The organism is Nonomuraea sp. C10 (genome assembly GCF_008017515.1).
GTDB classification, from domain to species: domain Bacteria; phylum Actinomycetota; class Actinomycetes; order Streptosporangiales; family Streptosporangiaceae; genus Nonomuraea; species Nonomuraea ferruginea.
Map to the genome: position 1 here is coordinate 3,830,617 of NZ_VPFF01000001.1, position 13,364 is coordinate 3,843,980.

15 protein-coding genes are annotated in these 13,364 nt (G+C 73.5%); 7 read left to right on the forward strand and 8 right to left on the reverse strand.

What is annotated here, in order from left to right:
• Window position 1 precedes the first annotated feature (1 nt).
• The 3 genes from FR742_RS17560 to FR742_RS17570 are packed head-to-tail and all read right to left on the reverse strand — an operon-like array spanning window position 2 to window position 2,765.
• Window positions 2-757, reverse strand: coding sequence for an ATP-binding cassette domain-containing protein (locus tag FR742_RS17560; RefSeq protein ID WP_187281189.1), 756 nt, complete (start codon window positions 755-757; stop codon window positions 2-4).
• The gene (locus tag FR742_RS17565; RefSeq protein WP_148031942.1) at window positions 754-1,794 is read right to left on the reverse strand and encodes an ABC transporter permease; all 1,041 of its coding nucleotides are present in this window, start codon (window positions 1,792-1,794) and stop codon (window positions 754-756) included. The genes FR742_RS17560 and FR742_RS17565 overlap by 4 nt, the downstream gene beginning before the upstream one ends.
• The gene (locus tag FR742_RS17570) at window positions 1,791-2,765 is read right to left on the reverse strand and encodes a sugar ABC transporter substrate-binding protein (RefSeq protein ID WP_148031943.1); all 975 of its coding nucleotides are present in this window, start codon (window positions 2,763-2,765) and stop codon (window positions 1,791-1,793) included. The genes FR742_RS17565 and FR742_RS17570 overlap by 4 nt, the downstream gene beginning before the upstream one ends.
• Before the next feature lie 117 nt (window positions 2,766-2,882).
• On the opposite strand from FR742_RS17570, the gene FR742_RS17575 reads away from it, so the two are divergent.
• Window positions 2,883-3,524, forward strand: a complete 642-nt coding sequence (locus tag FR742_RS17575; RefSeq protein WP_261808587.1) for a TetR/AcrR family transcriptional regulator — start codon at window positions 2,883-2,885, stop codon at window positions 3,522-3,524.
• 12 nt (window positions 3,525-3,536) lie between these two features.
• Here the strand turns inward: FR742_RS17575 and FR742_RS17580 are convergent, their stop codons facing one another.
• Window positions 3,537-4,352, reverse strand: a complete 816-nt coding sequence (locus FR742_RS17580; RefSeq protein ID WP_148031944.1) for a CoA ester lyase — start codon at window positions 4,350-4,352, stop codon at window positions 3,537-3,539.
• A complete protein-coding gene (locus FR742_RS17585; RefSeq protein WP_148031945.1) occupies window positions 4,349-5,536 on the reverse strand; it encodes a CaiB/BaiF CoA-transferase family protein in 1,188 nt (395 codons plus the stop codon). Before FR742_RS17585 ends, FR742_RS17580 begins: the two co-directional genes overlap by 4 nt.
• A 61-nt stretch (window positions 5,537-5,597) precedes the next feature.
• Between FR742_RS17585 and FR742_RS17590 the strand changes: the two genes are divergently transcribed.
• On the forward strand, window positions 5,598-6,248 hold the full coding sequence (locus FR742_RS17590) for a GntR family transcriptional regulator (protein WP_261808588.1): 651 nt from the start codon (window positions 5,598-5,600) through the stop codon (window positions 6,246-6,248).
• A gap of 12 nt (window positions 6,249-6,260) precedes the next feature.
• On the forward strand, window positions 6,261-6,950 hold the full coding sequence (locus FR742_RS17595) for an HAD family hydrolase (RefSeq protein WP_148031946.1): 690 nt from the start codon (window positions 6,261-6,263) through the stop codon (window positions 6,948-6,950).
• A 17-nt stretch (window positions 6,951-6,967) separates the two neighbouring features.
• On the opposite strand, the gene FR742_RS17600 is transcribed toward FR742_RS17595, so the two are convergent.
• Window positions 6,968-7,747, reverse strand: coding sequence for an inositol monophosphatase family protein (locus FR742_RS17600; RefSeq protein ID WP_148031947.1), 780 nt, complete (start codon window positions 7,745-7,747; stop codon window positions 6,968-6,970).
• 128 nt (window positions 7,748-7,875) lie between these two features.
• On the opposite strand from FR742_RS17600, the gene FR742_RS17605 reads away from it, so the two are divergent.
• Window positions 7,876-8,616, forward strand: coding sequence for a GntR family transcriptional regulator (locus FR742_RS17605; protein ID WP_148031948.1), 741 nt, complete (start codon window positions 7,876-7,878; stop codon window positions 8,614-8,616).
• A gap of 218 nt (window positions 8,617-8,834) precedes the next feature.
• On the forward strand, window positions 8,835-9,167 hold the full coding sequence (locus tag FR742_RS17610) for an STAS domain-containing protein (protein WP_187281190.1): 333 nt from the start codon (window positions 8,835-8,837) through the stop codon (window positions 9,165-9,167).
• 10 nt (window positions 9,168-9,177) lie between these two features.
• Here FR742_RS17610 and menD read toward each other — a convergent pair whose 3' ends face one another.
• A complete protein-coding gene (menD, locus tag FR742_RS17615; protein ID WP_148031950.1) occupies window positions 9,178-10,836 on the reverse strand; it encodes a 2-succinyl-5-enolpyruvyl-6-hydroxy-3-cyclohexene-1-carboxylic-acid synthase in 1,659 nt (552 codons plus the stop codon).
• Window positions 10,833-11,726 (reverse strand): o-succinylbenzoate synthase, encoded by an 894-nt coding sequence (locus tag FR742_RS17620; protein WP_261808863.1) that lies wholly within the window; start codon window positions 11,724-11,726, stop codon window positions 10,833-10,835. The genes menD and FR742_RS17620 overlap by 4 nt, the downstream gene beginning before the upstream one ends.
• Window positions 11,727-11,807: 81 nt before the next feature.
• On the opposite strand from FR742_RS17620, the gene FR742_RS17625 reads away from it, so the two are divergent.
• Both FR742_RS17625 and FR742_RS17630 read left to right on the forward strand, forming a co-directional pair.
• A complete protein-coding gene (locus tag FR742_RS17625; RefSeq protein ID WP_148031952.1) occupies window positions 11,808-12,953 on the forward strand; it encodes an AMP-binding protein in 1,146 nt (381 codons plus the stop codon).
• 43 nt (window positions 12,954-12,996) lie between these two features.
• Window positions 12,997-13,290 carry a hypothetical protein gene (locus FR742_RS17630; protein ID WP_148031953.1) on the forward strand — a complete coding sequence of 98 codons (294 nt, stop codon included), beginning with the start codon at window positions 12,997-12,999 and terminating at the stop codon, window positions 13,288-13,290.
• Window positions 13,291-13,364 lie beyond the last annotated feature (74 nt).

The window sequence follows — 13,364 nt, forward strand, 5'->3', positions numbered from 1 at the left end:
TTCAGTCGCGTTCGAGTTCGTGGGCCAGTTCCTTCAGCTCCGCCTCCCCGGCCATCAGCGAGGTCAGCTTCTCCCTGGTGATGTCCGCCTTGGCGAACTCCCCCAGGCTCGTCCCCCGGTTGAGCAGGAGGAACCGGTCCCCCACGGGGTAGGCGTGGTGCGGGTTGTGGGTGATGAACACCACCCCCAGCCCGCGGTCACGGGCCCTGGCGATGTAGCGCAGCACCACCCCGGCCTGCTTCACGCCGAGGGCGGAGGTCGGCTCGTCGAGGATGAGCACGCGCGCGCCGAAGTACACGGCGCGCGCGATCGCCACCGACTGCCGCTCGCCGCCGGACAGGGTGCCGACCGGCTGGTCCACGTCCCGGACGTCGATCCCCATCGCCCGCAGCTCGTCCCGCGCCACCCGCCTGGCCTTGGCCACGTCGAAGCCCAGGCCCTTGCGGGGCTCGGAGCCGAGGAAGAAGTTCCGCCACACCGACATCAGCGGGATCATCGCCAGGTCCTGGTAGACGGTGGCGATGCCGCGGTCGAGCGCGTCGCGGGGGCTGCCGAACCGGGTCTCGGCGCCGTCCACCAGCAGCGACCCGGCGTCGTGCTGGTGGACCCCGGCGAGGATCTTGATGAGCGTGGACTTGCCGGCGCCGTTGTCGCCGAGCACGCAGGTGACGTGGCCGGCCTCCACCGACATCGACACCTCGCGCAGCGCCAGCACCGAGCCGAACGACTTGCCGATGCCCTTCGTCTGGAGGATCAATGCTTCACCTCCTCGGCGTAGCGGCGGACCAGGCGGTTGGCGAGCGTGGCGAGCAGCAGCATCGCGCCCAGGAAGAACATGAACCAGTCGGCGTCCCAGCCCAGGAAGACGATGCCCTTGTCGGCCATGCCGAAGATCACGGCCCCTATCGCCGCCCCGATCGCGGACCCGTACCCGCCCGTGAGCAGGCAGCCGCCGATCACCGCCGCGATGATGTAGATGAACTCCTGCCCGATGCCGACGTTGGCCTGCACGGACGTGTAGCGCAGCGCCAGGATCGAGCCGACCAGCCAGGCCGCGAACGCCGTCGTCATGAACAGCGCGATCTTCGTACGGGCGGCCGGCACCCCGACCGCGCGGGCGGCCTGCTCGCCACCGCCCACCGCGAAGATCCAGTTGCCCTGCCGGGAGCGCATGAGCACCCAGGTGGCGACCGCGGTGACCAGCAGCCACCACAGGATCGCCACCCGGAACGAGGCGCCGCCGATCTGGATCGTGCCCGCGAAGACCATGTGCGCGCTGTCGAACCCCCAGGCCGTGCGCAGGCCGCTGACCTGCACGGTGCCGGTGAGCGCCTTGGTGACGCCCAGGTTCACGCCCTGCAGCATGAGGAACGTGCCGAGCGTCACGATGAAGCTCGGCAGCCTGGTCCTGGTCACGATCAGCCCGTTGAACAGGCCGACGGCCAGCGCCACGACCAGGCCGACGAGCATGGCCGCCCAGACGTTCATGCCGTAGCGCGTGGCGAGCGTGACCAGGATGAGCCCGGTCGTGCCGGTCATCACGCCCGCCGACAGGTCGAACTCGCCGCCGATCATCAGCAGCGCGATCGCCACCGCCATGATGCCGAGCGTGGCCGCCGGGTCGAGCCAGTTGGCGATGCCGGGCAGGGACCGGAACACCGCCGACTGGCTCGCGAAGAACGCGAACACCACGACCGCCCCGACGACCGCGCCCAGCTCTGGCCGGATCAGCAGGCGGCGCAGCGGCCCGACCTCGGCGACGCGCTCGTCCGCGCGGCCCGCGGTGGCCGTCATCGCGTGCCCGCCTCCGCGAGCTTGGCCACCTGCTCGGCGTTCTCCTTGGTGACGAACCCGGGCCCGGTGTTCACCGGCAGGCCGCCGCCCACGGTGTTCAGGTTGTTCTTGTACAGGTGGAGGAAGGTGATCGGGAGGTAGCCCTGCAGGTACTGCTGCTGGTCCACGGCGAACATGATCTCGTCGGCCTGGATGGCGGCGACCACGTCGGCCGACAGGTCGAAGGTGGCGAGCTTGGCCTGCGAGCCCGAGTCCTTGATCGCGTCCCTGGCGGCCACCGCGACGGCCGGGTTGAGCGCGAGCACGCCGTTGACCGCCTGGTCCGACTGGAGCTTGGCGGTGACCTTCGAGGTGACGTCGGCCAGGTTGCTCACGTCCACCTGGAGCCGCTCGACCGTGCCGCCGAGCGTCTCCTCGGCGCCCTTGCAGCGCTGGTCGAGCCCGATGTTGCCGGCCTCGTGGATCACGCACAGCAACTTGGTCACCCCGGCGCCCTTGAGCTGCTCGCCCGCGCCTCGCCCGGCCACGTCCTCCGACTGGCCGACGTGCGTGACCGCGCCGAACTCCTTGGACGAGTCCGCCCCCGAGTTGATCGTCACCACCGGGATCTTCGCGGCCACCGCCTTGCCCACGGCCTCGCGCAGCGCGTCGGGGTTGGCCATGGACACCACGATGCCGTCCGCCTTGCCGGACACCGCCTGGTCGATGAGCTGCGACTGCTTGGCGGGGTCACCGTCGCCCTGGTACGTGACGGTCACGCCGTACTCCTGCCCGGCGGCCTCGGCTCCGTTCTTGACCACGTCCCAGAAGGAGTCTCCGGGGGCGCCATGGGTGATCACCGCGTAGGTGCCGCCACCGCCGGCGGGGAGCGCCGAGCCGGGTTCGTTCTGCGTATTCTGCTCGGCCGGCGCGGAGCAGGCGGTCAGCGCCAGAGCGCTCACCAGGGCCAGCACGACAGGGGTTCGTCTCATGGAACACCTCCAGAGCGTTGGGCTCGCCCCCGGTTCTACCCCAATATCAACTCTATGTATAGACATGCGGACTAACTGAGCTAGAACGGAATTCTACGTTCCGATAAGCTCGGAGGCATGACCACCGCACCCATGAGCGGCCGCAAGGCCCAGGCCGCGAGGAACGACGAGCTGATCCTCGCGGCCGCCCGCGCCGTCTTCACCGCCGACCCCAACGCCCCCATCGCCGCCGTGGCCGAGCGCGCCGGCGTCGGCATCAGCGCTCTCTACCGGCGTTACCCCAGCAAGGAGGCGCTGCTGCAGAAGCTCTGCGGCGACGGGCTCAAGCGGTACATCGAGGTGGCGCAGCGGGCGGTGGACGACGACGAGGGCGACCCGTGGGAGGTGTTCGCGGCGTACCTGCGCGGCATCGTGGACGCCGACAGCAGCTCGCTGACGATCAGGCTCGCGGGGACGTTCCAGCCGACGGAGGAGCTCTTCGCCGACTCGGCGCGGGCCTCCCGGCTGGCGGTGGAGGCGCACCGGCGGGCCGTCGAGGCCGGGGTGCTCCGGCCCGACGTGACGCCCGCCGACATCGCGCTCCTGTTCGAGCAGCTCGCCTCGGTCAAGCTCGGCGACGAGCGGCGCACCGCCGAGCTCCGCCACCGCTACCTGGCGCTCGTCATCGACTCGCTCCGTCTCCCCCCGGCCCGCCGCGCGCTCCCCGGCCCCGCCCCCGACGACGAGGAGCTCGGACGACGCTGGATCCCCGACTCCTGACGTCCCGGGCCGTCAGGAGTCGGCGAGCTGGGTGGAGAGGATTAGGGTCCGGCGGGCGCGGGCCACGATCGGCGCGTCGACGAAGCGGCCGTCCGGCAGGGCGAAAGCGCCCGCGCCCGCGGCGTCGGCCGCCTGCACGATCTCGGCGGCCCGCGCCGTCTCCTCCGGCGTCGGCCGGAAGGCGGCCCTGATCACCGGGATCTGCCGCGGGTGGATGGCCGTACGCCCGAACATGCCGAGCGCCCGCCCCTCCGCGCACGACGCGGCCAGCCCGGCCTCGTCCCGTACGTCCGGATAGACCGCCATGGGCACCGGCGGCAACCCCGCCGCGGCGGCGGCCAGCACCGCCCGCAGCCGGAGGTGGTCCAGCGCCGGCCCGCCCGTGATGGCCAGCTCGGCCGCCAGGTCCTGCTCGCCGAGCGCGATGCCGTCGACGCACGGGTGGGCGGCGACGGCCCGCGCCTCCAGGATCCCGGCCGCCGACTCCAGCAGCGCGTACGCCCGCACGCCCAGCCGCTCCACCAGGTCGAGCGCGGTCGCCGACTCCACCTTGGGCAGCCGCACGGCGTCGGCCGACCGGCCCAGCTCGTCCAGGTCGTCCAGCCCGCGCTGGGTGGTCAGGTCGTTGACCCGCACGTGCACCGGCGGCCCTCCAGGAGGGCGGGAGCGCAGGTAGCCGGCCGCGTTCGCGCGGGCCTCGTCCTTGCGGGCGGGCGCGACCGCGTCCTCCAGGTCGATGATGACCACGTCGGCGCCGGAGTCGGCCGCCTTGGCGAACCGCTCGGGCCGGTCGCCCGGCACGTACAGCCAGGTGACGGGGATCCTCACGCGATCACCCCGGCCTCGCGCAGCCGGGCGATCTCCCCGGCCGGGTACGCGAGCTCGCCGAGCACGGCGTCGGTGTCGCGCCCGAGACCGCGGCCCGGCCAGCGCACCTCGCCCGGCGTGGCGGACAGCCGGAACAGCACGTTCTGCACGGTCACCGAGCCCAGCTCCTCGTCGGGCACCTCGACGAACGTGTCCAGGGCCGCGTACTGCGGGTCCTCGGCGATGTCGGCGACGTCGTAGACGGGCGCGACCGCGGCCTGCGCCTCCTCGAAGCGGGCGACGACCTCGGCGGCGTCGCGGGCGGCGATCCAGGAGGCGACGGCCTCGTCCAGCTCCTCGACGTGCGCGACGCGCCCGGCGCCGCTGGCGAACCAGGGCTGCTCGACCAGGTCAGGCCGCCCGACCAGGGTCATCACCCGCTCGGCGATCGGCTGGGCGCTGGTGGAGATGGCCAGCCAGCGGCCATCTCGGGTGCGGTAGGTGTTGCGCGGCGCGTTGCTGGAGGACCGGTTGCCGGTGCGCCTCGGCACCACGCCGAGCGCCTTGTAGGCGGTCATCTGCGGGCCGAGCAGGGCGAGGATGGGCTCGATGATGGCCAGGTCGACGACCTGGCCGCGCCCGGTGTGCTCACGGGCACGCAACGCCACCATGATCGCGTACGCCATGGCGAGGCCCGCGATGCCGTCGGCGAGCGCGAGCGGCGGCAGCGTCGGCGGCCCGTCGGGCTCCCCGGTCATCGCCGCGAACCCGCTCATGGCCTCGGCCAGGGTGCCGAACCCGGGCCGCGCGGCCATCGGCCCGAACTGCCCGAACCCGGTCATCCGCGCCACGATCAGCCGGGGGTTGCGCTCCAGCAGCACCTCGGGCCCGAGCCCCCACCGCTCCAGCGTGCCGGGCCTGAAGTTCTCCACGAGCACGTCGCAGCCGTCGGCGAGGCGGCGCAGGATCTCCTGCCCCTCGGCCCGCGACAGGTCGACGGCGGCGGCGCGCTTGTTGCGCGAGAGCGTCTTCCACCACAGCCCCACCCCGTCGGCCGCGGCCCCGTGACCGCGCGCCGGGTCGCCGCGCCTCGGATGCTCGATCTTGATCACGTCGGCGCCGAAGTCGCCCAGCATCATCGCGGCGGTGGGCCCGGCGAACAGCGTGGCGGCGTCGATGACCCGCAGACCCGCGAGGCTTGTCATGGTTATGTAACTTATAAGGAATATGTCATAGGTCAACCGGGATTCAAGAGACACTTGACCCATGACCGCCGACCATCGGCCGCCGATGAGCAAGGCCGACTACGTCTACAGCGTGCTGCTGGAGGAGATCCGCACCGCCCGCATCCCCGGCGGCACCGCGCTGCGCGCCGGCGCGGTCGCCCGCCGGCTCGGCGTCTCCGTCACTCCGGTACGGGAGGCGCTGCGCAGGCTGGAGAAGGACCGCCTGATCAGCTACGAGGCGCACCACGGCGCGACGGTGGTCGAGCTGGGCGACGACGCTCTGGAGGAGTTCTACGGGCTGCGCGCGGTGGTCGAGGGCCTGGGCGCGCGGCTGGCGGCGGCCCGGATCACCGCGGGCGAGCTGGCCTCGCTGCGTGATCTGCACGCGTCGATGGCCCGTGACGCGGAGGCGGGCCGCCACGACCGGCTGGGCGAGCGGAGCAGGGACTTCCACCTGCGCATCACCGACATCGGCGGCCCGGCGTTCCTCGGCCAGCAGGCCAGGGCGGTGCGCAACAGCTTCCCCGTCCCGGCCGCCGCCTCCCAGTGGCTCGACCCCGGACAGGCGCGGCGGCACCTCGACGCGCACGCCGGCGTGCTGGCGGCGCTGGAGCGGGGCGACGGCGAGGCGGCCGAGCGCGTCATGGCCGGCCATGTCCGCGAGGCCGGCGAGTACCGCAGGAACGCCTGACAGGATGGAAACGTGATCAACGGCATTCTGTTCGACCTGGACGGCACCCTCCTCGACCACCGCGCCGCGGCCGACACGGCGATCGGCGCCTGGGTGGCGGAGCGGGCTCCCGGCCACCCCAGGCTCGGCGACGCGCCCGCGCTCTGGGCGGCGCTGGAGGAGCCCCACCTGGCGGCCTGGCACGCGGGTGAGTGCTCCTGGCAGGAGCAGCGGCGGCGCCGCGTCCGCGCGCTCTGCGCCGAGCTCGCCATCGAGATGCCCGCCGACCTCGACGCGGCCTTCGCCGGGTTCGCCGAGCACTACCGGCGCGGCTGGGTGGCCTTCCCCGACGCGGCGCGGGCGCTGGCTGCGCTCGGCGGGTTCCGGCTCGGGGTGCTGACCAACGGCGCCCAGGAGATCCAGGAGGAGAAGGTGCGCGCGATCGGCCTGGACGGGCTGGCCGGCCCGGTGCTGACAGGCGAGGTGCTGGGCGGCTGCTACAAGCCGGCGGCGGCCTGCTACACGGCGGCCGCCGCCGCGCTCGGGCTGCCGCCCGAGGAGGTCCTGCTGGTCGGCGACGACATCGCCAAGGACGTGACGGGGCCGGCGGTGACGGGCATGCGCTCGGTCTGGCTCGACCGCCTCGGCGTCTCCCCGCCCCCCGACGGCTTCCCCCGCATCACGACCCTGGCCGACCTCCCGCCCCTGGTGCACGCCCCCTGACACCGGGCACGATGCGCCTACCGCTTCTCCACGGCCACCTCCGCGAGGGCGGACGAGGCGAGGTCGAAGCCGCCCACGTGCGCGAGGTAGTCGCCGGGGGCCAGGGGGTCGCCCAGGTAGACGCCGCCTGCCCGGTGGACCAGGAGGGCGCCCGCCGCCACGTCCCACGGCTGGGCGCGGGTGCCGTAGACCGCGTCCGCCCAGCCGGCCGCGACGTGGGCCAGGTTGAGCGCGGCGCTGCCGGGCCTGCGCACGGCCGCGAAGGCGTCCACCAGCCGCCCGTAGCGGCGCAGCCCCTCCTCGCCGTCGACCTCCAGGTCCAGCGGCGAGGGGTAGCTGCACAGCAGCATCGCCTCGCGGTCGCGCGCCGCGCCCGCGCTGCGGATCGGCGCCCCGTTGCACCAGGCGCCATCGGTCGTGGCGGTGAACTCGTCCTCGCGTACGGGGTCGTACACCACTCCGGCCACCAGCTCGCCCCCGACGGCGGCGGCGATCGACACGCAGAAGAACGGCAGGCCGGCCGCGAAGTTGGCGGTGCCGTCGATGGGGTCGACATACCAGACCAGCTCGCCGGAGCCGGTCGTGCCGCCCTCCTCCCCCACGATCGCGCTGCCGGGGAAACGGCCCTCGATCACGCCCCGGATGGTCTCCTCGGCCGCCTTGTCGTGCTCGGTCACCGGGTCGTGGAAGTCGCGCTTCACGGCCACCTCGGGCCTCGAACGGAACGCCTCCCGCAGCCGCGGCCCCACGGCCCTGGCGGCCTCGGCGGCGGTCTCCAGCAGTGTGGTCGTGTCCATGATCCCCCCAAGAGAAACAGTCATCACCGACAACCATGGCAGGTCGGGGTCACCCGGCCCGAACCGCCCTCGCACTCAGGGGAAGAGATATTTGTCAGGACATTCTTACCTCGGATAACCTGATCAGCATGACCGCGAACCTGGCGATCGACCTGGATCGATCCAGCCCCGTGCCGCTCTACTTCCAGGTGGCCGAGCAGATCGCCGAGGCCATCCGGCGGGGTGACCTGGCCCCCGGCTCCCGGCTGGACAACGAGATCCTGCTGGCCGACAAGCTCGGCCTGTCGCGGCCCACGATCCGCCAGGCGATCCAGTATCTCGTGGACAAAGGGCTGCTCGTCCGCAAGCGCGGCGTCGGCACCCAGGTGGTCCACGGCCAGGTCAAGCGGTCGGTGGAGCTGACCAGCCTCTACGACGACCTGCGCCGCTCCGGTCAGGAGCCGGCCACCCAGGTGCTGCGGCTGGAGCCCCGCCTGGTCGAGGAGGAGGTCGCCGGCATCCTCGGCGTCGAGCCGGCCACCGAGGTGCTCTACCTGGAGCGGCTGCGGTTCGCCGCCGGTGAGCCGCTGGCGCTGCTGCACAACTGGCTCCCGATCGGGCTCGCCCCGCTGACCCCCGAAGGCCTGCAGAGCCGGGGCCTGTACGAGCTGCTGCGCGGGGCGGGCGTGCGGATGCGGGTGGCCAACCAGCGCATCGGCGCGCGGGCCGCCAGCCAGGCCGAGGCGCGGCTGCTCGCGGAGCGGCGCGGCGCCCCGCTGCTGACCATGGTCCGCACCACCTACGACGACCAGGGCCGCGCCGTCGAGCACGGCTCCCACGTCTACCGCGCCTCCCACTATTCGCTGGAGGTCACGCTCATAGAGCGCTGACCTCGTACGGTTTCGGGATCTATGCCGATTACCCGCAGGGAATCGGGTTCTTCCGGCGAAACACGCCGACCCCCCGCTAGCATCCAGCGTGACAGCGTACGGCGACGCACATGCGCCGTCCGGCCCGCAGCCCGCCGGCCCCTCACACCGGCGAGTCCCCCGGGACGGCGGCGGGACCCCCCTGGCGTCGCGCGACGACGTTCACCGCGAGGGGTCCCATGCACGCATTCCACCTGACGACGAGCGTGCGCGACGACGTCGTGACCGTATCGGTCGGCGGGGAGCTGGACATCGCCTCCAGGGAGCTGCTCCGCGCCCACGTGCTGGAGCTGCTGGACACGATCGCGCGCCCCGCGGAGATCGTCCTGGACCTGGGCGGGCTGGCCTTCATCGACGCGGCGGGCCTGGGCGTGCTCGTCGCCGTCCAGCGGCGCGCACGCCAGTGCGAGGCCGGGCTCACGCTGACGGGCGTGTCGCCCAGGACGTCCGGGCTCATGCGCGTCACCGGTCTGGACGAGCTCTTCGGCACCGCCGGCGCGGAGCGGAACTGACGGCGCGCGCTCAGGCGAGCGCGGCGCGCACCGCCTCCTGCGCGGCGTCCTTCAGCCGCGCGTGGACGAGCGCGTTCGACTCGCGGTCCGTGCGCACCTCCACCACCCGCGGCCCCTCCCCCCGCAGCGCCTTCGGCAGCTCGGAGACGTCCTCCACGAGGGTGTGAGGGGTGCGGGTCGCGGCCGTGACGTAGCCGAGGTCCACCCCGTGCGGGGTGCCGAAGACGCGCTCGAACGGGTCGCGCACGGCAGCCTGCGGCAGCATCGAGAAGATGCCTCCCCCGTCGTTGTTGACCACCACCAGGCACAGGTCCGGGCGCGGCTCGCGGGGGCCGAGCACCAGGCCGTTCTGGTCGTGCAGAAACGACAGGTCGCCGATGAGGCCGTAGGAGGGCCCGTTGTGGCCGAGCGCCGCCCCCATCGCCGTCGACACCAGCCCGTCGATGCCGGACGCGCCCCGGCTGGCCATCACCCTGATGCCGCGCCGCGGCCGCATCGCCTGGTCCAGGTCGCGGATCGGCATCGACGACCCGCAGAACAGCAGCGCCCCGTTCGGCAGCGCGTCGACCAGGTCGCGGGCCAGCCTCGGCTCGCTCAGCCCGGAGGAGTCGAGCACCTCGTCCATCGCCGCCCTGGCCGCCTGGTCGGCCCGCCGCCAGGCGTGCAGCCAGGCGTCGTCGCCGGAGGCCACCGGGATCTCCACCGCCTGGGCCACCTGGGTGGCCGAGCGGGTCGGGTCGGGCCAGCGGTCGAGGTCGGGGGCGACCACGATGTGCTCCGGGGCGCGCGTCAGCCACGACAGCAGCGGGCGCGACAGGCCCGGCCTGCCCAGCGTGACCACCACGTCCGGCGGGTGGGCGTCGGCGAACTCCGGCATGCCGAGCAGGAAGTGGTAGGTGGACACGGCGTGGTCGCCGTAGCGGCCGCCGCCCTGCGGCTCCGACAGCACCGGCCAGCCGGCCATCCCCGCCGCGGCGACGTACCGGCGCACGTTGGGCGCGCCGTCGCCGACCACCAGGACCCCGCGCCTGGTCGGCGGGAGGTGCAGGGCGACCGGCGGCGGCGCGACGCGGACCCGCACCCACGGGCCGTTCGCGTCGCCGCCGAGCGGCTCGCACCAGGAGGTGTCGCCGTCGGGCAGCAGCGGCTCCCTGAACGGCAGGTTGAGGTGGACCGGGCCGGGGTCGCCGGGGCCGAGCGCGCGCTGGTAGGCGCGGCAGGCCAGCGACCGCCAGTAGGCCACCTGGCCGGGCCGGTCCTCGGGCACGCCCAGCTCGGCGAACCAGCGCGTGGCGGTGCCGTACAGCTTGAGCTGGTCGATCGTCTGGTTGGCGCCGGTGCCGCGCAGCTCCGGCGGCCGGTCGGCGGTCAGCACGAGCAGCGGCACGCCGGACTCGGCGGCCTCGATCACCGCCGGGTGGAAGTTGGCCGCGGCCGTGCCCGACGAGCAGATCACCGCCACCGGCCGGTCGGTCCGCTTGGCCAGGCCGAGCGCCAGGAAGGACGCCGACCGCTCGTCGACGCGGACGTGCAGGCGCAGCCTCGACTCGGCGTGCGCGGCCAGCGCCAGCGGCGCCGACCGGGAGCCCGGCGCGATCACGACGTCGGTGAGGCCGCAGCGCACCAGCTCGTCGACCAGGACCGTGGCCAGCGCGGTGGCGGGGTTCACAGTGACGCCTCCTGCATCCGCCGCAGCCACGGCGGAGAATCGATCTCGAATGCCGACAGCCGCCCGGGGTCCACGTCCGGACGGCGCACGGTGAGCACGCCGCCCTCCGGGACCAGCGAATCGGCCACCACGTCGCCCTCCAGCAGGGACATCGTGCCGAGCCCGCACGCGTACGGCAGCTCGGGCAGCGCGGCGGCCAGCGCCAGGCCGGCGGCCAGCCCCACGGACGTCTCCACGGCGCTCGACACGACGGCGGGCAGCCCGCACGCCTCCACCACGCGCAGCGCCGCACGCACCCCGCCCAGCGGCTGGACCTTCACCACCGCGATGTCGGCCGCCCCCGCCGCCCTGACCCGGAGCGGGTCCTCGGCGCGGCGGATGGACTCGTCGGCCGCGATCGGCACGTCGCAGGCCCGCCGCACGGCGGCGAGCTCGTCCAGGGTGGCGCAGGGCTGCTCGGCGTACTCCAGGTCGAACCGGTTCAGCTCCTTGAGCCGGCGCACCGCCTGGGAGACGTCCCAGGCGGCGTTGACGTCCACGCGGAGCCTGCCGGACGGGCCGAGCGCGTCGCGCACCGCCTCCACCCTGGCCAGGTCGTCGGCGAAGCGCTGGCCCGGCTCGGCCACCTTGACCTTGGCCGTGCCGCATCCGGAGCGCCGCACCATCGCGTGCGCCTGCTCGGGGCCGACGGCGGGCACGGTGGTGTTGACCGGGACCGTGTCGCGCACCGGCTCGGGCCAGCCCTCGAACGCGGCCTCGCGCGCGCAGGCCAGCCAGCGGGCGCACTCGCGCGGCCCGTACTCGGGGAACGGCGAGAACTCGCCCCATCCGGCGGGCCCTCGCAACAGGACCCCTTCCCTGACGGTCTGACCACGGAACCTGGTGCGCATCGGAATCCGGAACACCACGGGGGAACGCGTCACGACCCTCCCTGCCGCCTTGCCCGTTCTGACGTCACTAACCTTACGAGCATGTGGAGAAACCCGTCGCATCCGGACCGTCCGCTGAACGCGGTCGTACGGCCCGCAGGCCCCGAGCTGTACGCGGCGGTCCGCGACGCGCTGTCAGGCGAGGGCCCCGCGGTGCTGCCGCTCACACCCGGGCAGGCCGGCGCCGCCATCGCCGCGCTGCGGCCCACGCACGTCGACGGCGAGCCGCGCGACGGCGGGCACGGGGTGCCGCCTGACGTGGCGGTGGTCATCGCGACCAGCGGCAGCACGGGCACGCCCAAGGGCGTCATGCTGTCGGCGACGGCGCTGCGCGCCTCGGCGGCGTCCTCCCTGCGGCGGCTGGGGGCGGCCAAGGGCGAGCGGTGGCTGTGCTGCCTGCCCGCTTCGCACGTGTCGGGGCTGCAGGTGCTGGTGCGTTCGCTGCTCGCCGGGAGCGAGCCGATCATGCACGAGCGCTTCGACCCGCGGGCCGTGCTCGGCGCGGGCGCCGACCACGTGTCGCTGGTGCCCACCCAGCTGCACCGGCTGGTCGAGCTAGGAGCCGACCTGTCCGGGTTCCGCACCATCCTGCTGGGGGGCGCGGCGCCGCGTCCCGGCCTGCTCGACGAGGCCCGCGATCTCGGCGCCTCGATCGTGACCACGTACGGGATGAGCGAGACGAGCGGCGGCTGCGTGTACGACGGCCGTCCCCTTTACAATGTAGATCTGAAGATCGGCGAGGACGGGCGCATCCTGGTGTCGGGGCCCGTGCTGTTCTCCGGCTACCGCTCCGGCGAGCCCGGCCCGTTCGACGGCGGCTGGTTCGTCACCTCCGACCTGGGCGAGCTGTCCGGCGGCCGGCTGCGGGTGCTGGGCCGGGCCGACGACGTCATCAACACCGGCGGCGAGAAGGTGGTGGCGGGCGCCGTGGCCACCGTGCTGGGCGGCCATCCCGCGATCGCGGACGTGGCGGTGGTCGGCAGGCCGGATCCCGAGTGGGGCGAGGTGGTCGTGGCCGCCGTGGTGCCCGCCGACCCTGTGAATCCGCCCACACTCGAGCAGTTGCGCGCCTACTGCGACGACCGGCTGCCGCCGTACGCCGCGCCGCGCGACCTGCGCGTGTTGCCCCGGCTTCCGCTGCTGCCCAACGGCAAACCTGATCTGTTGCGGCTGAAGTCCGGAACCTGATGAAGTGCGGATGCGTCATAGTGGGGAGAAGGAGGGAGCCTTGATGAACCAGTCCCGCAAGACGTGGGCGTCCGCGGCAGTGGTGGGCGTCGTCGTCGCCGGCGGCGTCTGGGTCGCGGCGGCCGCCTCGGCGGGCAGGCTCGACCAGGTCAGGCAGTCGACCAGGGCCGTCGTCGAGCAGGTCAGCCCGCCCCCTTCCGAGCCGACCGACATCGTGGTGTCCACCGGGGTCAACCCCGACCCGGAGGACGTCCTCCAATACTGGACCGACGAGCGCCTGGAAGACGCCCAGCCGATGCCCATGCCGGAGGTCGGGGAGTTCGAGATCGGCGAATAGCGCGATCAGGACCCATGAGGGCGCGCCGCCGGCCGGGCGGCCCGCCCTTTTTCGCGTCACGGGAACAAATCGCG